This is a genomic window from Salicola sp. Rm-C-2C1-2 (genome assembly GCF_040196175.1).
Classification (GTDB): domain Bacteria; phylum Pseudomonadota; class Gammaproteobacteria; order Pseudomonadales; family Oleiphilaceae; genus Halospina.
This window is the reverse complement of record NZ_JBEFNF010000001.1, coordinates 42,441-63,431: the sequence shown is the minus strand read 5'-3', so window position 1 is coordinate 63,431 and position 20,991 is coordinate 42,441. Positions and strand designations below refer to the sequence as shown.

Sequence of the window (20,991 nt, the reverse complement as noted above, 5' to 3'; positions counted from 1 at the left end):
GAATGACCAGAGCTCAGTTGACTTTGGGATCCAGCTCGCCGCTGTCGTAACGGCTGACCATGTCCTCGAGCTTGATCGGCGTGATCTTGCTGGCATTGCCCGCTGTGCCAAACGCCTCGTAGCGCTTCACGCACACATCGTACATACCGGCGAGGGCTTCTTTCATGAACTTGCGCGGATCAAATTCCGCCGGGTTCTGAGCCAGGAAACGGCGTACCGAAGCGGTGGCCGCCAGACGCAGGTCGGTATCGACGTTCACCTTGCGCACGCCATGGCGAATGCCTTCCGCGATCTCTTCCACCGGAACACCGTAGGTTTCCGGAATCTCACCGCCGTACTCGTTGATAATGTCCAGCCACTCCTGCGGAACCGAGGACGAGCCGTGCATCACCAGATGGGTATCCGGAATGCGCGCGTGGATCTCCTTGATACGGTCAATGGCCAGGATGTCGCCGGTCGGCGGGCGGGTGAACTTGTAGGCGCCGTGGCTGGTGCCGATGGCGATCGCTAGCGCGTCGCAATAGGTATCCTTGACGAACTGAGCCGCCTCTTCCGGATCCGTCAGCATCTGGTCCTGGCTGAGCTTGCCGGAGGCGCCCACGCCGTCTTCCTCGCCGGCTTCACCGGATTCCAGCGATCCCAGACAACCCAGCTCACCTTCCACGGACACACCGCAGGCATGCGCCATCTCAACGGTTTGGCGCGTAACGCCCATGTTGTAGTCGTAATCCATGGGCGTCTTGCCATCCTCACCAAGGGAACCGTCCATCATCACAGAGGTGAAACCGAGCTGGATGGAGCGCTGGCACACCGCCGGGCTGGTGCCGTGATCCTGGTGCACAGCAATCGGAATATGCGGCCATTCCTCGGCTGCGCCCTCCATCAAGCGGCGAAGGAATGGGGCACCGGCGTACTTACGCGCCCCCGCGGACGCCTGAACGATCACTGGGCTGTCCGTTTTGTTTGCGGCCATCATGATGGCGCGCATCTGCTCCAGATTGTTCACGTTGAATGCTGGCACGCCGTAACCGTGTTCGGCGGCATGGTCCAGCAGTTGTCGCATGGAAATCAGTGCCATGTCGGCCTCTCCTTATTATCAGGTTGGGTGACGGCGCTCAAGCGCCGCGCTCCTCAAGTACGGCAACCGCCGGCAGCGTCTTACCCTCCACAAACTCCAGGAAGGCGCCCCCACCGGTCGAAATGTAGGAAATCCGGTCGCTCAGACCGAATTCGTCAATGGCAGCTACGGTATCACCCCCGCCTGCCAGAGAAAACGCACCGCTACTGGCAATGGCATCACCGAGCTTGCGCGTGCCATGGGAAAACGCCTCAATCTCGAACACACCCACAGGCCCGTTCCAGATAATGGTGTTCGCCCCTTTGAGCTCCTCGGCCAGTGCCGCTGAGGTGTCCGGACCAATGTCCAGGATCATGTCATCCCCACCGACATCCGCCACCTGTTTGGTAGTGGCCCGGGCGTTGTCGGACACTTCGCTCGCGACCACAACATCCGTGGGTTGGGCGATCTCGACTTTCTCCATCAGCGCCTTCGCCTCATCCAGCATGTCGTGTTCGCACAGCGAGTTGCCCACCGGCTTGCCACTGGCCGCCAGGAACGTGTTGGTAATACCACCGCCCACAATGAGCTTATCAACGACTTTGGAAAGCTGCTCCAGAACCGTCAGCTTGGTGGACACCTTGGAGCCGCCCACAATCGCCACCACCGGCTTCCGCGGGTTATCCAGCGCCTTCGTCAACGCATCCAGCTCCCCGGCCAACAGCGGACCCGCGCACGCCTCCGGCGCGAACTTCGCCACCCCGTGCGTGGACGCCTGCGCCCGGTGCGCCGTCCCAAAGGCATCCATCACGAACACATCGCACAGCGCCGCATAACGCTTCGCCAGCGCCTCATCGTCCTTCTTCTCGCCCTTGTTGAAGCGCACGTTCTCACACAGCACCACCTCACCCTCGGCAACTTCAACGCCATCGAGGTAGTCATCCAGAACCCGCACCTGCTGCCCCAGCAGCTCACCCAGGCGCTTCGCCACCGGCTTGAGGGAATCCTCCTCGGAATAGACGCCCTCCTCCGGGCGCCCCAGATGCGACATGAGCATCACACGCCCACCGGCATCCCGGGCCGCACTGATCGTCTCCAGCGACGCCCGCAGACGGGCATCCCCCGTCACCTCACCATCCTTGATGGGCACGTTCAGATCCTCCCGGATCAGAACCCGCTTGCCCTTCAGATCCATGTCGGTCATGCGTTTAATGCTCATTGGTGCGATTCCTCAAAAGCGCGACTAACGATGAATTTTCAAAACTCTACCCGAAACCAGCCGTTCTCCGGCTCAGCGACACCAGCAAAGCCGGAGTGACGGAGTGGGGGTGCCCTTTCCCGGAGGCTCGGCGGCAGGAAGCCGCCGCGCCGGCGCCCAGGGATGGGTTCACAGCGGTCCCGGAAAGGGTACCCCCACTTCGGCACCTGCAGCCACATCCCTGTCTGGTCGGTGCAAACTAGAGAGAGGCCCAATACCGAGCCACATCCAGCATCCGGTTCGCATACCCCCACTCATTATCAAACCAGCACAACACCTTAACCATCCGCCCCCCACTGACCCGGGTCTGCCCCGCGTCCACAATCCCGGAGCGGGCATCATGGTTGAAATCCGTACTCGCCAGAAGCTCCTCGGTGTAACCAACAATGCCATCCAGCGATGCCGCCGCGGTCGCCTGCAACACCCCGTTCACCGACGCCGTGTCCGTCTCCGAGCGTACCGTTACCGTCATATCAATGGCCGAAACGTTGATGGTCGGCACCCGCACCGCCACCGAACTGAAGCGCCCGACCATGGCAGGCAGCAACCGCTCGATCCCGCGAGCCAGCCCGGTATCCACCGGCACCATGTTATGGAAGGCACTGCGGGTACGGCGCAGATCCTGATGGTGATAGGCATCGATCACCGGCTGATCGTTCATCGCCGAGTGGATGGTGGTGGTCGCGCCCTGCTCAATCCCATAGGCCGCATCCAGCGCCTGGATGATTGGCACAATGCAATTGGTGGTGCAGGACGCGTTGGAAACGATGCGGTCGCCGGCGCTCAGGGTTTCATGGTTGACGCCGTAGACCAGTGTGGCATCCAGATCCGCATCGCCGGGCTGGGAAAACAGCACCCGGCCAGCACCGGCATCCAGATGCTTCTGCCCCTGCTCCCGCGTAGCGCCAAGGCCGGTACAATCAAGCACCAGATCGACCCCGATGTCACCCCAGGGCAGTGTCGCCGCATCCGGCTCGCGCACAATGCGGATGGGGTCACCATCGACGATCAGGCCTTCCCCGCTGACCGCCACCTGACCGGCAAAGCGGCCATGGGTCGTATCAAAACGGGTCAGGTGCGCAATGGTTTCAGGGTCAGAAAGCTCATTGATGGCGACAACCTGCAGCCGATCACGATAGCCATTCTCATAAAGCGCGCGCAGCAGGCATTGACCGATGCGCCCGTAACCATTGATCGCTACCCGAGCCGCCATCGGTCGCTCCCCGTTCACGCCATATCGTCCAGCAGGGTCTCGCTGATGGCGAGCAGATTGTCCACAGTAAAGCCGAACGCCTCGAACAGCGGACCAGCCGGGGCGGACTCACCAAAGGTGGTCATGCCAAGCACGCGCCCTTCCATGCCCACGTACTTACTCCAGTAATCGGCAATGCCCGCTTCAACCGCAACACGGCAGGTGACCTCAGCCGGTAACACTTTCTGACGGTATTCAGCCGGCTGACTGTCAAAGACATCAGTACTGGGCATGGACACCACTCGCACCTGACGACCCTGATCACGCAACTGCGCCGCGGTTTCCTGAGCGAGCGCTACCTCAGAGCCGGTGGCAATCAGGATGATCTCCGGGAAACCGTCGGAATCCGACAGGATGTAGCCGCCACGGGCAATATCAGCAACCTGCTGCTGATCACGTTCCTGGTGCGCCAGCGCCTGACGGGTAAACACCAGCGCACTAGGGCCGTCCGTGCGCTCAAGTGCGGCCTTCCAGGCAGCCGCCGTCTCCACCGTGTCACAGGGACGCCACAGACTCATGTTCGGCGTCTGGCGAAGAGAGGCCAGCTGCTCCACCGGCTGATGGGTCGGCCCGTCTTCACCCAGCCCGATGGAATCGTGGGTGTAGACCAGCACATTGCGCTGCTTCATAAGCGCGGCCATACGCGTGGCGTTACGTGCGTACTCCATGAAGATCAGGAAGGTCGCCACATAGGGCACAATGCCGCCGTGCAGCGCCATGCCACTGCCTATAGCGGTCATCGCGAACTCGCGCACGCCGTAATAGACATAATTGCCACTGGCATCAGCAGCCGTGATCGGCTGACAGTCGCTCCAGAGCGTATTGTTGGAACCGGCCAGATCCGCGGAACCGCCCACCAGCTCGGGCAACGCCGGCCCATAGGCATTGAGGGTTTTCTGCGAGGCCTTGCGGGTCGCCATGTTCTCGCCACTTTCCTGGCACTGCTGGATATAGTCCTGAGCCTTCTGCGAGAAATCATCAGGCAGATCACCGGCCAGCCGGCGTTTAAGTTCAGCCGCCAGCTCCGGATGCGCTTTCTCATAGGCGGCAAGGCGTTCATGCCAGTCGTTCTCGGCGGCGGCCCCAGCCTCGCGCGCATCCCAGCCCTGATACAGTTCGTTCGGTACCTCAAACGCGCCATGATGCCAGCCAAGGTTGCTACGGGTCGCCTCGATCTCATCATCACCCAACGGCGCACCATGGCTGCTCTCTGAGCCCGCCTTACCGGGCGACCCGAAGCCGATCACGGTGCGGCAGCAGATGAGCGTGGGCTGTTCATGGTTGCCACGCGCCTGCTCAATGGCACTCCTGACCGCCTCGGGGTCGTGCCCATCCACCCCTGGAATCACCTGCCAGTTGTAGCCCTCAAAGCGCTTCGCGGTATCGTCGGTGAACCAGCCACTGACGTCTCCGTCGATGGAGATGCCATTGTCATCGTAGAACACCACCAGCTTGCCAAGGCCGAGCGTGCCGGCCAGCGAGGCCGCCTCATGGGAGATGCCCTCCATCAGACAGCCATCGCCAACGATGCAGTACGTATGGTGACCCACAACCTCATGGCCATCGCGATTGAACTGGGCCGCAAGATTTTTCTCGGCCAGTGCCATACCCACGGCATTGGCCAGGCCCTGCCCGAGCGGCCCGGTCGTGGTTTCGACGCCCGGGGTGTAGCCGAATTCAGGATGCCCCGGCGTGCGCGAGTGAAGTTGGCGGAATTGTTTCAGGTCCTCAATGCCCAGGTCGTAACCGCTGAGGTGCAGCAGGCTGTACTGGAGCATGGAGCCATGGCCATTGGAGAGGACAAAACGGTCGCGGTCCGGCCAGCCGGGGTTCGCCGGGTTATGTCTGAAAAAGTCATTCCAAAGAACCTCGGCCACGTCGGCCAGCCCCATGGGCGCACCTGGGTGGCCGGACTGCGCCTTCTGCACCGCGTCCATACTGAGCGCGCGTACTGCATTGGCAAGGTCTTTACGCGACGGCATCGGATTTTGTCTCCCACTGGCTGATTGGCTACGGCCCACTGGACCGTTTCAAGAGGCGCGTATTTTCACCGATCGCCACCCGATTGAGCAAATGTCAGCCGCTCTTTTTACCATCGCTATATCAATTTTTTTTGATATAGCTGTTGACCTTTCTTCAGCGCCAACCGTAGAGTAGGGGCAATGAATTCAACGGCACACGTCAAATCCGCAGATACCGAGACAGCGCTCCATGCGCTGGGCGGCCTCTACAAGGCTGCGGGCGAACCGCTGAGACTCGATATACTTCGTGTCCTGCAACGCGACACCTTCGGGGTCATGGAGCTGTGCCGGCTCTTTAACATGCGCCAGTCCGGTATGAGCCACCACCTGAAGGTGCTGACTCAGGCTGGATTGCTTGAACCCCAGCGGGAGGGCAACGCCACCTTCTATCGGCGTCCGCTGCTGCGGACTGGAGACGAACCGCGTTACACCGCCGTTCGCTCCATCTTTGAAGCCGTGGACCAGATCCAGCTCACTGAGGAACTGCTGGAGCGGATTCGTACGATACGGCGTCAACGCTCGGAACAGTCCCAGATCTTTTTCGCGCGCCATGCCCGGCGTTTCCGGGAGCAGCAGGAGCTGATCGCCAATCACCAGCGCTACGCGCAGCCGGTGGCAGAGCTGATCCACCGGCGCTACCCCTGCGATGGCAGCGGTAATGCGCTGGAGATCGGGCCGGGTGAAGGCCCTTTTCTGCCGGTACTGGCGAACTGCTTCAGCGACGTGGTAGCTGTAGACAACGTCCAGGCCATGCTTGAGCGCGCCGCCCAGTACTGTGAACAGCAGGGACTCACTAACGTGCGTCTTTTACATGGCGAGTGCCCTGATGTGATTGAACGCGAAGACAGGTTCAATCTGGTGGCGGCCAACATGGTGCTGCACCACGTGGCCAGCCCCGCGAACATCTTCCGCGACAGCGCCCAGCTGCTGAAACCCGGGGGCCGACTGATGATCAGTGAGCTCTGCCGGCATGAACAGAGCTGGGTCAGGGATAACTGCGGTGACATCTGGCAAGGCTTTGAGCCGGAAGAACTAACGGGGTGGGCAGCAGACGCAGGGCTGAAACAGGGTGAAACCCTGTTTATCGGCCTGCGCAATGGTTTTCAGATCCAGGTCAGGGAGTTCACGGGCTAGCGAACCGGCTTCCCCAATGACCTTTATTAACCTTCAAAAGGAGGAAAGCAAGCATGAGTGACTATAGTCTCTTTACATCCGAGTCGGTAACAGCAGGTCATCCGGACAAGCTGTCCGACGCCGTATCCGATGCCATTCTTGACCGCATCCTGCAGGACGACCCCTATGCGCGTGTCGCCTGTGAGACTGTGGTCAAGACTGGCATGTGCTTGATTGCCGGTGAGATCACCACCAACACCAACATCGAGTTTGAAGAAGTCGCACGTAAGGCGATCACCGACATCGGCTACAACGACTCCGACGTTGGCTTTGACGGCAACACCTGCGCCTTCATCAACGTTGTCGGCAAGCAATCCGTTGACATTGCCCAGGGCGTTGACCGCTCCAAGCCGGAAGACCAGGGCGCGGGCGACCAGGGCCTGATGTTCGGCTACGCCTGTAACGAGACGGATGTGCTGATGCCGGCCCCGATCTGCTACGCACACCGTCTGTGTGAGCGTCAGGCCGAGCTGCTTCAGAGCAATAAGCTTGACTGGCTGCGCCCGGACGCCAAGAGTCAGGTCAGCTGCCGCTACGAAGACGGCAAGGTCTCCGGTATCGATGCCGTTGTCCTGTCTACACAGCACAGCCCGGACGTGTCCATGGACCAGCTGCGTGAAGCAGTCATGGAAGAAATCGTTAAGGACGTGATTCCGTCCAACCTGATCCACAACGACACCAAGTTCCACATCAACCCGACCGGCAACTTCGAAATCGGTGGTCCGGTAGGTGATGCGGGTCTGACCGGTCGCAAGATCATCGTTGACACCTACGGCGGCATGGCACGCCACGGTGGCGGCGCCTTCTCCGGTAAGGATCCGTCCAAGGTTGACCGCAGCGCGGCCTATGCCGGCCGTTATGTTGCCAAGAACGTGGTCGCTGCCGGCTTGGCTGACAAGTGCGAGATCCAGATCTCCTACGCCATCGGCGTTGCCGAGCCGACATCTATCTCCATCAACACCTTCGGCACTGGCAAGTTGGATGACCGTCAGATCGAGCAGCTGGTTCGCAAGACCTTCGATCTGCGTCCCTATGCGCTGACCAAGCAATTGGATCTGCTGCACCCGATGTATCGCCACACTGCCGGTTATGGCCACTTCGGCCGCGAACCGTTCCAGGAAACCGTTAATGGTGAAACCTTCACCGCCTTCCCCTGGGAGAAGACGGACAAAGCGGAAGAGTTGAAGGCCGCAGCCAAGTAATCAATCTCGACCCTGCAGGGGCGGCTTCGGGCCACCCCTGCAACGACAAAGAATGACCTCAAAAAATCAGGAGTACTAATAATGCCCTTGGACAGTAATTTTACTGACTACAAAGTCGCTGATATCGACCTTGCCGGCTGGGGCCGCAAGGAAATCGCCATCGCCGAAAGCGAAATGCCGGCGCTGATCAAGCTGCGCGAGAAGTATCGTGCACAGCAGCCGCTGAAAGGCGCCAACGTGATGGGCTGCATCCACATGACCGTGCAGACGGCCGTGCTGATTGAGACCCTGACCGCCCTGGGCGCTAGCGTGCGCTGGTCCTCGTGCAACATCTTCTCCACTCAGGATCAGGCCGCTGCCGCCATCGCCTCGACTGGCGTTCCGGTATTCGCCTGGAAAGGTGAGACCGAAGAAGAGTACGAGTGGTGCATCGAGCGCACCATCGGTGCTGACGTTGATGGCTGGGAACCGAACATGATCCTGGACGACGGCGGCGACCTGACCGAGATGCTGCACGAAAAGTATCCGGAAATCCTCAAGAACTGCCACGGTATTTCCGAGGAAACCACCACTGGCGTTCACCGTCTCGAGCACATGATCCAGGAAGGCAGCCTCAAGGTGCCGGCGATCAACGTGAACGACTCGGTCACCAAGTCCAAGAACGACAACAAGTACGGTTGCCAGCACAGCCTGAGCGACGCACTCAAGCGGTCACTCGACCACCTCATGGCCGGCAAGAAAGCCCTGGTGGTTGGTTATGGCGACGTTGGCAAGGGCTCAGCCCAGTCACTGCGTCAGGAAGGCATGATTGTGCGTGTCACCGAGATCGACCCGATCTGTGCCATGCAGGCGTGCATGGACGGCTACGAAGTTGTTTCTCCCTACATCAACGGCGAGAACAAGGGTACTGCGGACTGCCTCAACAAGCAGCTTCTGCAGGACACTGACGTACTCGTAACCACCACCGGTAACGTGGATGTCTGCGACAAGCACATGCTCGCGGCCGTTAAATCCGGCGCCATCGTGTGCAACATCGGTCACTTCGACAACGAGATCGATACCGCTTACATGCGCGAGAACTGGGAATGGGACGAGATCAAGCCGCAGGTCCACAAGATCTACCGTGATCGCTCTAAGGACGACCATCTCTTCCTGCTGGCTGAAGGGCGCCTGGTTAACCTGGGTAACGCCACAGGCCATCCGTCGCGGATCATGGACGGCTCCTTTGCCAACCAGGTCGCGGCACAGATGTATCTGTTCGAACGCAAGTTCGCCGATCTGCCAGAGAGCGAGAAGAAGGACAACCTCTACGTTCGCGTCCTGCCGAAGGAACTGGACGAAGAAGTTGCCCAGTACATGGTCGAAGGCTTCGGCGGCACCATTACCCGTATGACCCAAGATCAGTCCGAGTACGTCGGCGTTCCGGTCAAAGGGCCGTTCAAGGCGGAAACTTACAAGTACTGATCGGGAACGATCCGTACAGGTTTCAACCGGGGCCTCCTGGGCCCCGGTTTTCCCGGTTTTGGATCAGTGATTGACCGGGCCAAGGGCCCGAAAGGAACACAACCATGAAAAGCCAGAAGCAGTTCAAGCGACGTTTCAGCTTTGAGTTCTTCCCCCCGAAGAGCGACAAAGGCGCTGAGACTCTGCACCAGACGCGCGACAAGCTCGCGACGCTCGACCCCGAATTCTTCTCGGTCACCTTCGGTGCTGGCGGTTCCACCCGCGAAGGCACCAAGAACACAGTGCTCGAACTCAACCAGAAAGGCATCTCAACCGCGCCGCACCTGTCCTGCGTCGGGGCCAATAAGGAGATCCTTTCCGAACTCCTCGATACCTATAAAGAAGGGGGCGTGGAGCGGATCGTGGCCCTGCGTGGCGACATTCCCTCCGGCATGGGCAATACCGGCTACGGTGAGCTGCGCTACGCCAATGAGCTGGTCGAATTCATCCGCGAACACAGCGGTGACCACTTCTCACTGGAAGTGGCCGCGTATCCCGAATTCCATCCGCAGGCCCCGAGTGCCGAAGCGGACCTGATGAACTTCAAGCGCAAGGTTGAAGCCGGTGCCAACAGCGCCATCACCCAGTACTTCTTCAACGTCGAGAGCTATTTCCACTTCATCGACCGGCTGGAGAAGATGGGCGTGGACATTCCGGTGGTTCCCGGCATCATGCCGATCGTGAACTTCCAGAAAGTCTGCCAGTTCAGTGAGATGTGCGGCGCGGACGTACCCCGCTGGATCCGCCGACAGATGGAAGCGTTCGGTGACGACACCGACTCCATCCAGCAGTTCGGTGAAGAAGTTGTCACCCGTATGTGTGAGCAGCTGCTTGATGCCGGCGCGCCAGGATTGCATTTCTATACCCTTAACCAGGCCGATCCCAGCATGCGCATCTGGAGGAACCTGGGTCTGGATGAGCAGGTGCAGGAAAAGATCGCATTCTGAACACCGCCGTCACCGATGGGAGTAGGTCCCGCAGGCGTTCACAGCTGTCGGGCGCCGGGCTTGCTCCTCTCCCATCCACCCCCGTCACCACAGCCCTTCCATGGCCGGGCCCGGGCCCGTATCATCATTCTCCCATTGATGCATCTGTAAACAATTCCCCGGGAGGCAGTCGTGACATCCAACCGCGAGATGATCGAGCGTGACCTGAAAGCCGTCTGGCACCCCTGCACCCAGATGAAAGATCACGAAACCCTGCCACTGATTCCCTTCAAGCGTGGTGAAGGCGTCTGGCTCTATGACTTTGATGGCAACCGCTACATCGACGCTGTCAGCTCCTGGTGGGTGAACCTGTTTGGCCACGCCAACCCGCGCATCAACGAGGCCATCAACCAGCAGACTCAGCAGCTTGAGCACGCCATGCTCGCCGGCTTCACCCATGAACCGGTCATTGATCTCTCCGAGCGACTGATCGAGGTAACCCCCAAAGGCCTCAACCGGTGCTTCTACGCGGACAACGGCTCATCCGCGATCGAGGTCGCACTCAAGATGAGCTACCACTACTTCCGCAACACCGGCAAGCCGCAGAAAAAGAACTTCATCAACATTTCCAACAGCTACCACGGCGAGACTCTGGGTGCGCTGGCGCTGAGCGATGTGGGCCTGTACCGCGAGACCTACGAGCCGCTGCTGATGGAGATGCTCACGGCCCCTGCCCCGGACGCCTTCTACCGGGAAAAGGGCGAGAGCTGGGAAGACTACGCCCTGCGCCAGTTCGAACACATGGAAAAGCTCATGGCGGAGAACGCCGACAATGTCTGCGCCGTCATCGTCGAGCCCCTGGTCCAGTGCGCCGGCCACATGCGCATGTACGACGCCATCTACCTGAAAAAACTGCGCGAGGCCTGCGACCGCTATAACATCCACCTGATCGCCGATGAGATTGCCGTGGGCTTCGGCCGCACCGGCACCCTCTTCGCCTGCGAACAGGCCAGCATCTCGCCGGATTTCATGTGCCTGTCCAAGGGCCTGACCGCCGGCTACCTGCCGCTGTCGATCACCATGACCACGGATGATGTCTTTGAGGCGTTCTACGACGACTTTGAGACCATGAAAGCCTTCCTGCACTCGCACAGCTACACCGGCAACCCCATCGGCTGTGCCGTCGCCAGGGCCACGCTCGACATCTTCCGGGACGACAACGTCATCGAAGCCAACCGCCAGAAAGCCCGCATCATGGGTGAGAGCGTTGAGCACCTGCGCGAGCACCCGCACGTAGGCGACATCCGCCAGCACGGCATGATCCAGGCCATGGAGCTGGTCAAAGACAAAGCAACCATGGAACCGTTCCCCTGGCAGGAACGCCGCGGCCTTCGGGTTTATCAGCACTCGATCACCCGCGAGGCGCTGCTGCGCCCCCTGGGCAATGTCACCTATTTCATGCCGCCGTACGTGATCAGCGAGGACCAGATCCGGCACCTGGCGACCGTGGCCACGGAAGGTATCGATAAGGCCACCAGGGACTGAGGCACCGATGCGCACCCCCCGGATCCACACCCCGGAGCCACTGGCGCCGGGTGAACACACGCTGACCGGCAACGGCGCCCATCACGCGGGTACCGTCCTACGCATGAATGCGGGCGATCGGGTGGTGCTGTTCAACGGCGACGGCCTGGACTACCCAGCGCAAATCCTGGAAGCGGGTCGCAAACGGCTCACCGTGCGTATTGAATCACCGCACGATCCCGGCACGGAATCCCCGCTGGCGATCACTCTGGGCCAGGTTATTTCCCGGGGCGAGCGCATGGATTACGCCATCCAGAAGGCCACGGAAATGGGCGTCACGGCCATCCAGCCTCTGGACAGCGCTCGCTGCGAGGTACGGCTCAACCCGGAACGCGAACGTAAGCGCCTGAAGAACTGGCAACAGGTCGCAGTCAGCGCCGCGGAACAATGCGGTCGGGCCCGGATCCCTGTGATTCACGCGCCGCTCAGACTGAACGACTGGTTGGCGGCGTGTGATCAGGAGGCACGGCTTGTCCTCCACCACGAAGGCCAGGCCACTGGCAGGCAAGCAGTGACGCCAGCCTCCATCGCCCTGCTCATTGGCCCTGAGGGTGGGCTGAACGAGGACGAACTCAGCGCCGCCGCCAACGCCGGCTTTGCCCCACTGGCCCTGGGCCCGCGGGTATTGCGCACTGAAACCGCGCCAGTCGCAGCTATTGGCCTGTGCCAATGGCTCTGGGGCGACTTCCAATCCGGCAGTAAGGAAACGAGTGAATGATGGATCTGTTCACCACCCCGGAATTCTGGAAGTACCTGAGCATCCCGGTAATCGCCGCGCTCATCGGCTGGATCACCAACTGGATGGCCATCAATCTCACCTTCTACCCCAAGGAATTCATCGGCATCCGCCCCTTCCTTGGCTGGCATGGCATCATTCCCTCCAAGGCCGAGAAGATGGCGCGCATCGCCGTGGACTCGACCATCTCCAAGATCGGTACCGTTCAGGAAATCTTTGAGTACATCGACCCGCGGGTGCTGACCCAGTACGTTGTGGACCACACGGTGCCGCGCACCGAGGAATACGTGGACGAGATCATGCTGGCGGAACACCCCACCTTCTGGGAAAACCTGCCCCAGAAAGCGCGCGAAAAAGTCTATCAGCGGGTGCGCGAGCGTTCACCGGAACTGGTGGACAACCTGGTTGATGACTTCTCCGCCAATGCCGAAGACCTGCTCGACATCCAGAACATGGTGGTCACCCAGCTCGGTGAAGATCGCTCGCTGCTCAACCGCATTTTCCTGGAATGCGGCGAGAAAGAGTTCCGGTTCATCATCAACTCCGGGCTCTACTTCGGCTTCGGTTTCGGGATCATCCAGATGATCGTCTGGTACTACTTTCAGGCCGGCTGGATCCTGCCCTTTTTCGGACTGCTGGTGGGCTGGGCCACCAATTGGATTGCGCTCAACTTCATCTTTCGGCCACTCTACCCGGTTAAAATCGGCCCCTTCCGCCTCCAGGGCCAGTTCCTGCGCCGCCAGCCGGAGGTGGCCAACGCGTTCTGCCACCTCGTCACCCACGAGATCCTGACCGTGGGCAACCTGGTGGATGCCATCCTCAACGGCCCCAAAGCCGACCGCGCCCGTAATCTGGTGCGCAAACACATGAAGAAGCTGGTGGACGAAACCGCCGGCATGGGCAAAGCCTTCACCCAGGTTGCGTTCGGCCCCACCTCCTTCGCCCATCTCAAACAGCGTGTAGGCGACCTGTCCATCGAGATTGCTGAGGAAACCTTTGACGACCCCATGTTCGAAAATGACCGCGCCAGCGCCGTCGAGGACATCATGCGCCGGCGCATGGTCGAGCTGTCCCCGGAGGAGTTCCAACAACTGCTGCGCCCCTGCTTCCAGGAGGACGAGATCAAGCTCATCGCCGCCGGCGCCGCACTGGGCTTCCTGGCGGGTCTGGCGCAACTGACCTTTATCTTCGGGGCGACGATGTTCTAAGCACCCCCCGCCGATAGGTTTGAAAATCTGACTCCAGGCGCTTGCGGATTTTCCCAGGGGCCACCCCGGAGCCTGGATACCAGACACGGGGCCATGATTAAGGTAATCCTCGTTCGGGGACGTTTCCGGAAAGGCTGGAAATTACGTGTCAGTTCCCGCCCTGATCATAACACGGCGCCTTGAGCTCAATGCCCATGCTTTTGAGCTTATCACGCCGGTGCGAGAAAAAGCCCATTAGTATGGAAACGGTGTTCTGTGAAGCAGTTAACAGGTGTCGCCCCGCCCTATACGATCGCATTGCTCAAGGTTTTGAATTTGTTTACGAACATCGGCGGACAAACCGCATGGGCTGTCTATAGAATGTCTAGGCCTCATTAATGCCCTCTTTCCGCCAGGTAATCAATGATACGCATAAGCTTGCCCATTTCATGCGTCAGTCTCTTACTGCTTTTTGTCATGCTCCTGTCCCTGCCTGCGTCAGCAGAAGCGAAAGAGCTGGAGTTTGGTTACGTTAACCTCCCGCCCTTCGGTTACACGGATGATGAAGGGCGTTCAAAGGGGTATCTGGTGGCACTGGCTCGGCGCGTTTTTGAGGGTATGGATCAGCCGGTTCGCTTTGTGCAGCATCCGGCAACGCGGCTCTACCGCCAGATGGAATCGGGCGAGACAGCCTTCACTCTGGGCGCCGCGGGGCTGCACCGGTTAACCGACACCGCTGTCGAATCCCAGGAGCCGGCTGCCAAGCTCACAATTGCGCTCTATCGCCAGAAAAGTACGGAATCAATATCGAATGTGAACGAGCTGAAAGACAAGCGCGTCATTCTGATCAAAGGCTATACCTACGGTCAGCTGGGGCGCTTCTTTGAAGAACACCGTGATGCGATGCAGATCATCGAGGCCAATGGCCATAAGTCAGCCTTGCGGATGATCCAGTTTGATCGAGCTGATTACCTGCTCAATTACCAGACCCCGGCGGAAACCACCATTGCACACCATCAGCTGAATGGGCTGGACAGAGACATCATTGGGCAGCTCGGCGTTCACTTCTTTGTCTCACGCGCTCTGGAAAACGCTCAGTCGCTGGCCGATGCATGGGACAAGCAGCTGCGAGCACTCAAACGCAATGGCCAGCTGCCTGAGGCCGACTACGACGGCATGGCGCAATGAGCGCGATTCAATCGCGCTTCATGCTGAAACCGCCCATGAGCTGTTGAATCTCGCCCGCGAGGGAGCGCACCTCCGCGGCTGATTCACGGGTTTCGCCGGATTTCTGCGTTACGGTAGCGTTTTCATCCGCCGCAGCCTGAACGCTGCTGCTGATCTCGTCCGCGGCGGACGATTGCTGCTCTGCGGCCACGGCAATCTGATTGCTGAGTCCACTGAGATCGTTCACCAGTGTTTCCAGCTCCTGAGCCCCCTCGCTGACACGCGTCATCTGCTGCAGCGCCTCCCCTGAGCGTGTTGTTCCCATATCAATGGCCGCCAGTGCCTGTTCACTACCATCATTCAGCTGACCGACGATGGTCTGGACCTGCTGGGTGAAAGACTGGGTTCGCTGGGAGAGGTTACGCACTTCATCCGCCACAACAGCGAATCCCCGCCCGTGTTCGCCAGCGCGCGCCGCCTCAATCGCCGCATTGAGCGCCAGCAGGTTGGTCTGATCAGAGATCTCATTGATGGCGCTGACCGCCCCATGAATCTCGGTGACCTGTTCACTCAATCGGCGGATGACACCACTGGCCTGCTCCATGGCCTCATGGCTGGCTTCAGTAACCGTCTGTGCCTGGTCGGCATCGGTGCGGCTGCTGCTGACCCGGGTCGCCGCACTCTTGGCGGCTTCAGAGCCCTGAGCCGCGTTATCCGCCACCCCGCGCACCGACGACGTCATCTCTTCCATCGCAGAAGCAGCCTGGGCAGTCTGACTCTGCAGATTATCAGAAGCGGAGGTCGTGTCTTCACAGAGTTCATCAAGACGTGAGGAAACCGACTGGAGCTGCTCGGACAGGCCCGAGGCACGGCTCACCAGCTGTTCAAACTGATCCATCAGCCGGTTGAACGCCGCCGCGCTGGCATCCTGTTCGCTGCCACTCAACCGCATCCCCAAGTCGCCGTCACCAGCGACACGCTCAACAAGCTCCTGCATGCGCTGGGTACGCTTCTTCTCAGCCCCCAGACGCAGCGCCATGAACACCAGTATGGCCGCCTCAAACACCACAAATGCCGCGTGCAGAAACGCAATACCCCAACTGCAGCCGTAGTTGAAGATCATCACCGGCATATCACCCAACGATACGGCCCCTAGCTGCAAGGCTGTCATCGCAAGGTGGTGGAGCGCGATCACGGCTGCCCCGGCGACCACCGGCAGCCAATCCCGATAAAGAACCACAAAAGCCAGGGCACCGAAGATGTGGAAATGCATCTCGATCCGGCCCATCTGGGCCTGGATCATGATCGCTGAAAACGCCATTAGGGCCATGGCAACCACCACAGAAAACGCCCGCTGCCCCCGGAGCGTGGCATAGGCCAGACCCACGATCAGGCCCAGCGCCACGGACGCGGTCAGCGCAAAGGCGGTGGTGTCATACCCCCAGGGTATGATCAGCCCCACCACCGGAACGTGAGCCATCAGGAGCCCGAACATCAACTGGTCATTGGGTAGACGCTCGCGAGCGTCCTGAGTCTGGATTGTCATGGTCTTACAGCTCCACGTTAGCCTGTGTTGTTAGTCAGTAACGGCGACAAGGTCCTGCTGCACCCGTGCCAGATCCAACGCAACCCCTGAGTAGCGCAGCATCTGGCGATTACGGGCCACAAGATACAGGTCTGCACTGTGCGAAAAGCGCGCCATCGATTCATTGTATCGATCTGAAAAACCGCCGAAAGACTGGATGAGCCGGCGGGCATGGTCAGCATCCTCGGGGTGATGACCGACGAAAGCGGGTCCCAGAGTATGCAACCATTGCCTCAGGTCAGAGGCCGTTACATCAGCCGGTGCGAGGGTGATGTAGAGGAATCGAACATCATCGCGATCCAGCTGGTTGGCGAGCTTACGCATATTAACCAGTTGAGCGGGGCATGAAGCAGTACACCCCTGATAACCAAAAAACACAAAGGTCGCCGCAATGCTTTGCTGTTCCATCCGATCCCGACTGAGTTGGGGAAGATCCGGAACGGGGCCAGCGGTGCCCACCCCATAATGATCACGCTGCGTCAGGGCGCCCGCCAGCCAGGGCAGAGCCAGCATTAACGCTACGATGAGCAAGGCCAGTAGGGCCGGAACTGGTTTTTTGGATGACACGGCGCTCACAACTGTCGACCACTGGGTCACTACAGTTAAGCATACGTCAACAGAACGTGCCGGGATGAAGGGGGTTTAGGAGAAAGGGCTATTAGCGTCGCGCACCAGCTCCAGCAACGTCAGTCCCAGGCGCTCATCCTCCAGCTCGGAAAAGATAACCCCTTGTGTGGCCGGTAAGCGGCAGGCAAGCCGGTCCTCGTCGTGGCGAGCGGCTTCCAGGATATCCCGGACCTGTATCCGATCCAGCGAGCGCCCCGGGATCAATTCCTCGCCGTCATCGCCTCCCGGATGAAGGACGCCGGACCGGATCAACTTGTCACTCACCCGCTGCGTAATATCGCCGGGGATGCCGAAATCCTGCGCCAGCAGTTCCTGGCGCGGCGGGTTGCTCCCCTGATCAAAAGCCGACGCAACGCGCTCCATCAGAGCCATTGCCAGGCGTTCTTCCACTTCTGGCGAAGAGCGTACTTCCCGCCGCGAGGAAATGGCCTGCTCATGCTGATGGTAATAACTGATGCTGGCCCCGGAGAGCAGAATAATCCAGTTGATGTAGAGCCAGATCAGCAACAGGATCCCGATGGCAAAACTGGAATAGATGGCCTCGTAACTGCTGGCGTTCACAGCGAAAGAAGCAAAGGCCAGACTCGCCGCCTGCCAGGCCACCCCAGCTACCAGCCCACCCATCAGCCCGCTCTGGAAGCGGACCCGGGTATTGGGCACAAAAATATAGACAAAGGTGAAAGCCGCTACGGTGATCAGAAAAGGCATTGAGCGGCTGGTTACGGCGATCAGAGTGCCGACGGGCTCGATCTGACTGAGCTGCTGAACGATATCGGAACCGAAAACCGTGGCGGACAGCCCAATCCCCGAAACCATCAGTAGTGGGCCGATGGTGATCACGCTCAGATAATTGGAGAAGCGCTGACCCATCGAACGGCCCATGGGCGCGCGCCAAACCATGTTGAAGGAGCGCTCGATTTTCTGCACCAGCGCGATCACGGTATAGACCAGCAGGAGCAGGCCGACTGACCCCAGAACGCCAACCTTGATGTTGTCCACGAAGGTGATAACTTGATCCGCCATCTGGGTACCCTGTTGGCCCAGCGGCTCAAAGAACTGATAGAGCAGCGGTGTCAGCTGGTTGTGTACGCCCATCGCTTTGAGCACGGAGAAGCTCAACGCTAACAGTGGCACCATCGACAGTAGCGTGGTATAGACCAGACTCATGGCGTGCAGATTGAGCTGGCCAGCCATCAGGTCCCGCCCCACAGCATAACCGACCCTGAGCTGGCGACGCGCGAAGGCCCCTGCCTGACCATGCTCGTGGTCGGGCTTTTCCAGAAGCCAGCTTTCCCATTCCTTGAGGCGTACGGTCAGGTGCTCGGGTATCACGTGCTGCTCCCGTTCAGTCGCCGTTGAGGGTGGCCACGACCCTGCGGGCGCCGCCGTTGTTGCGGTGCTCGCCCAGGTAGATGCCCTGCCAGGTGCCCAACAGCAGCCGGCCCTGTCCAATCGGCAGGCTGAGGGATTCGCCGAGCATTACGGAGCGGATGTGGGCGGGCATGTCGTCGGGGCCTTCCATCGTGTGTTCGTAGTATGGCGCATTTTCGGGCACGGCGTGGCGGAAGTGGCGTTCCATGTCGCCGCGCACGCTGGGGTCGGCGTTTTCGTTCAGGCTCAGGGAGGCGGAGGTGTGCTGGATGAACAGGTGCAGCAGCCCGATCTGGATGTCAGTGATCTCGGCGAGCTGGTCGAGGACTTCGTGGGTGATGAGGTGAAAGCCCTTGGATTTTGGGGATAATTGGAGAATGCGTTGCTGCCACATTGATGGATTCTCTTACCCTGAGTTCTGTGTCGCGATACTATGTCGGTTTACCGAATCACCATACCAGCGTTCCAGCTTATTGCGGTAAGGGAGCGGGGAGTCCTGTCCAGGACTCCCCGCTCCCTTACTTCCAGTGCCACGGTGAACGCCGGTAAACCAAAACGAAAAGTGCAGATAGGAAGAGAGTCACGCCATGGCCGAAGACAATAACCGCCGCTATTCCAGCCAAGTCGTCGACGGAGTCGGCAAATCCGCCAGCCGGGCCATGCTCCGGGCGGTGGGGTTCCAGGATGAGGATTTCCAGAAGAACCAGATCGGGATCGCCTCCACTTGGAGCATGGTCACGCCCTGCAATATGCACATCAACAAACTGGCGGAGCATGCCGGTAATGGCGCGGATGAGGCCGGTGGCAAGAGCGTGATCTTCAACACCATCACCATCTCGGATGGCATCGCCAATGGCACCGAGGGCATGAAGTATTCGCTGGTCTCGCGCGAGATCATCGCGGACTCGGTGGAGGCGGTGACCGGCTGTGAGGGGTTTGACGGGATCGTCACCATCGGCGGCTGCGACAAAAACATGCCCGGGCTGGTCATGGGCATGGCGCGGCTGGATCGGCCCTCGGTCTTTGTGTACGGCGGCACCATCCAGCCGGGCGAGAACCACACGGACCTGGTGTCGGTGTTCGAGGCAGTTGGCGCCTACACCAAGGGCGACAAGTCGCTGATCGACGTGAAGCAGATCGAGGAAACGGCGATTCCGGGACCCGGTTCCTGTGGTGGTATGTACACGGCCAATACCATGGCCTCGGCCATCGAGGCGCTGGGGCTGAGCCTGCCGGACAGTTCCGCGCAGAACGCGGTCTCCAAGACCAAGGAGGAGGACTGCCGGGCGGCAGGTGCGGCGGTGCTGGACCTGATCGCGAAGAATATCAAACCCTCGGACATCATGACCCGCCAGGCGTTCGAGAACGCCATCACCGTGGTGATCGCGCTGGGTGGCTCCACCAACGCGGTGCTGCACCTGCTGGCCATGGCCAACACCATCGGCGTGGAACTGTCGCTGGATGACTTCACCGAGATCGGCAAGCGCGTCCCGGTACTGGCGGACCTGCGCCCAAGCGGGCAGTACATGATGTCTGAGCTGGTCGCCATCGGCGGGATCCAGCCGCTGATGAAGATACTGCTTGATCGCGGCCTGCTGCACGGCGGCTGCCTGACGGTGACCGGTAAAACACTCGCCGAGAACCTTGAAGGCGTGGAGCCCTACCCGGAGAGCCAGGACATCATCCACAGCTTCGACAACCCCATAAAACCGGACAGCCACCTGCGCATCCTCTACGGCAACCTCTCACCCACCGGCGCCGTGGCCAAGATCACCGGCAAGGAGGGCACTCGCTTCACCGGCACCGCCCGCTGCTATCAGTCCGAGGAGGACGCCCAGGAGGGTATCAACGACGGCACCGTCCAGGCCGGCGACGTAGTAGTCATCCGCTATGAAGGCCCCAAGGGCGGCCCGGGCATGCGCGAGATGCTGACCCCCACCTCCGCCATCATGGGCCGCGGCCTGGGCGACCAGGTAGCGCTGATCACCGACGGGCGCTTCTCCGGCGGCAGCCACGGCTTCGTCGTCGGCCACGTCACCCCCGAGGCCGTCGACGGCGGCCCACTCGCCCTGCTCCAGGACGGCGATACCATCACAATCGATGCCGAAACCAACCGGATCGACGTTGATATCAGCGAATCAGAACTGGAACAGCGCCGCACCCAATGGCAGAAACCGGCCCCCAAATACCGCCGCGGCACCCTGGCCAAATACGCCAAGACCGTGAACTCCGCCTCCGGCGGCGCGGTAACGGACATTCCGGACTGAGCGTCATGCCCTCCGCGCAAACATCGCGGAGGGCATACTCAAGCGCCCACCCCCTTCGGCGCCCCCCAAAGTCTG

At 60.3% G+C, this 20,991-nt stretch carries 17 protein-coding genes; 9 read left to right on the top strand and 8 right to left on the bottom strand.

Annotated elements, in window-relative coordinates; all coding sequences use genetic code 11:
* Positions 1-13: 13 nt before the first annotated feature.
* The 4 genes from fba to tkt all read right to left on the bottom strand — a co-directional run bounded on the left by fba (position 14) and on the right by tkt (position 5,549).
* Positions 14-1,078, bottom strand: a complete 1,065-nt coding sequence (gene fba, locus AAF659_RS00275) for a class II fructose-bisphosphate aldolase (RefSeq protein ID WP_349749688.1) — start codon at positions 1,076-1,078, stop codon at positions 14-16.
* 37 nt (positions 1,079-1,115) lie between these two features.
* Positions 1,116-2,276: a phosphoglycerate kinase gene (locus AAF659_RS00270; RefSeq protein WP_349749687.1), complete on the bottom strand. Its 1,161-nt coding sequence runs from the start codon at positions 2,274-2,276 to the stop codon at positions 1,116-1,118.
* 238 nt (positions 2,277-2,514) lie between these two features.
* Positions 2,515-3,528 (bottom strand): type I glyceraldehyde-3-phosphate dehydrogenase, encoded by a 1,014-nt coding sequence (locus AAF659_RS00265; protein WP_349749686.1) that lies wholly within the window; start codon positions 3,526-3,528, stop codon positions 2,515-2,517.
* Between the two features lie 14 nt (positions 3,529-3,542).
* Positions 3,543-5,549, bottom strand: coding sequence for a transketolase (tkt, locus tag AAF659_RS00260; protein WP_349749685.1), 2,007 nt, complete (start codon positions 5,547-5,549; stop codon positions 3,543-3,545).
* Between the two features lie 180 nt (positions 5,550-5,729).
* Between tkt and AAF659_RS00255 the strand changes: the two genes are divergently transcribed.
* The 8 genes from AAF659_RS00255 (at position 5,730) to AAF659_RS00220 (ending at position 15,087) form a co-directional block, all read left to right on the top strand.
* Entirely contained in the window at positions 5,730-6,722 is a 993-nt protein-coding gene (locus AAF659_RS00255) for a metalloregulator ArsR/SmtB family transcription factor (protein ID WP_349749684.1), read from the top strand.
* Between the two features lie 53 nt (positions 6,723-6,775).
* A complete protein-coding gene (metK, locus tag AAF659_RS00250) occupies positions 6,776-7,963 on the top strand; it encodes a methionine adenosyltransferase (protein WP_349749683.1) in 1,188 nt (395 codons plus the stop codon).
* An 81-nt stretch (positions 7,964-8,044) separates the two neighbouring features.
* Complete coding sequence (gene ahcY, locus AAF659_RS00245) at positions 8,045-9,427, top strand: adenosylhomocysteinase (RefSeq protein ID WP_349749682.1); 1,383 nt, start codon at positions 8,045-8,047, stop codon at positions 9,425-9,427.
* A gap of 104 nt (positions 9,428-9,531) precedes the next feature.
* A complete protein-coding gene (gene metF / locus AAF659_RS00240; protein WP_349749681.1) occupies positions 9,532-10,413 on the top strand; it encodes a methylenetetrahydrofolate reductase [NAD(P)H] in 882 nt (293 codons plus the stop codon).
* Positions 10,414-10,584: 171 nt separating this feature from the next.
* A complete protein-coding gene (locus tag AAF659_RS00235) occupies positions 10,585-11,937 on the top strand; it encodes an adenosylmethionine--8-amino-7-oxononanoate transaminase (RefSeq protein WP_349749680.1) in 1,353 nt (450 codons plus the stop codon).
* A gap of 7 nt (positions 11,938-11,944) precedes the next feature.
* Positions 11,945-12,694 carry a 16S rRNA (uracil(1498)-N(3))-methyltransferase gene (locus tag AAF659_RS00230; RefSeq protein WP_349749679.1) on the top strand — a complete coding sequence of 250 codons (750 nt, stop codon included), beginning with the start codon at positions 11,945-11,947 and terminating at the stop codon, positions 12,692-12,694.
* Positions 12,691-13,920 (top strand): DUF445 domain-containing protein, encoded by a 1,230-nt coding sequence (locus AAF659_RS00225; protein WP_349749678.1) that lies wholly within the window; start codon positions 12,691-12,693, stop codon positions 13,918-13,920. Before AAF659_RS00230 ends, AAF659_RS00225 begins: the two co-directional genes overlap by 4 nt.
* 456 nt (positions 13,921-14,376) lie before the next feature.
* Complete coding sequence (locus AAF659_RS00220; RefSeq protein WP_349749677.1) at positions 14,377-15,087, top strand: substrate-binding periplasmic protein; 711 nt, start codon at positions 14,377-14,379, stop codon at positions 15,085-15,087.
* Between the two features lie 7 nt (positions 15,088-15,094).
* Here the strand turns inward: AAF659_RS00220 and AAF659_RS00215 are convergent, their stop codons facing one another.
* From AAF659_RS00215 to AAF659_RS00200, 4 genes are all read right to left on the bottom strand, one after another.
* A complete protein-coding gene (locus tag AAF659_RS00215; RefSeq protein ID WP_349749676.1) occupies positions 15,095-16,612 on the bottom strand; it encodes a methyl-accepting chemotaxis protein in 1,518 nt (505 codons plus the stop codon).
* A 30-nt stretch (positions 16,613-16,642) separates the two neighbouring features.
* The gene (locus AAF659_RS00210; protein WP_349749675.1) at positions 16,643-17,164 is read right to left on the bottom strand and encodes an SCO family protein; all 522 of its coding nucleotides are present in this window, start codon (positions 17,162-17,164) and stop codon (positions 16,643-16,645) included.
* A gap of 129 nt (positions 17,165-17,293) precedes the next feature.
* A complete protein-coding gene (locus AAF659_RS00205) occupies positions 17,294-18,610 on the bottom strand; it encodes a YihY/virulence factor BrkB family protein (protein ID WP_349749674.1) in 1,317 nt (438 codons plus the stop codon).
* A 13-nt stretch (positions 18,611-18,623) separates the two neighbouring features.
* The gene (locus AAF659_RS00200; RefSeq protein ID WP_349749673.1) at positions 18,624-19,043 is read right to left on the bottom strand and encodes a secondary thiamine-phosphate synthase enzyme YjbQ; all 420 of its coding nucleotides are present in this window, start codon (positions 19,041-19,043) and stop codon (positions 18,624-18,626) included.
* A gap of 193 nt (positions 19,044-19,236) precedes the next feature.
* Between AAF659_RS00200 and ilvD the strand changes: the two genes are divergently transcribed.
* Positions 19,237-20,916 carry a dihydroxy-acid dehydratase gene (gene ilvD, locus AAF659_RS00195; RefSeq protein ID WP_349749672.1) on the top strand — a complete coding sequence of 560 codons (1,680 nt, stop codon included), beginning with the start codon at positions 19,237-19,239 and terminating at the stop codon, positions 20,914-20,916.
* Positions 20,917-20,991: the final 75 nt, after the last annotated feature.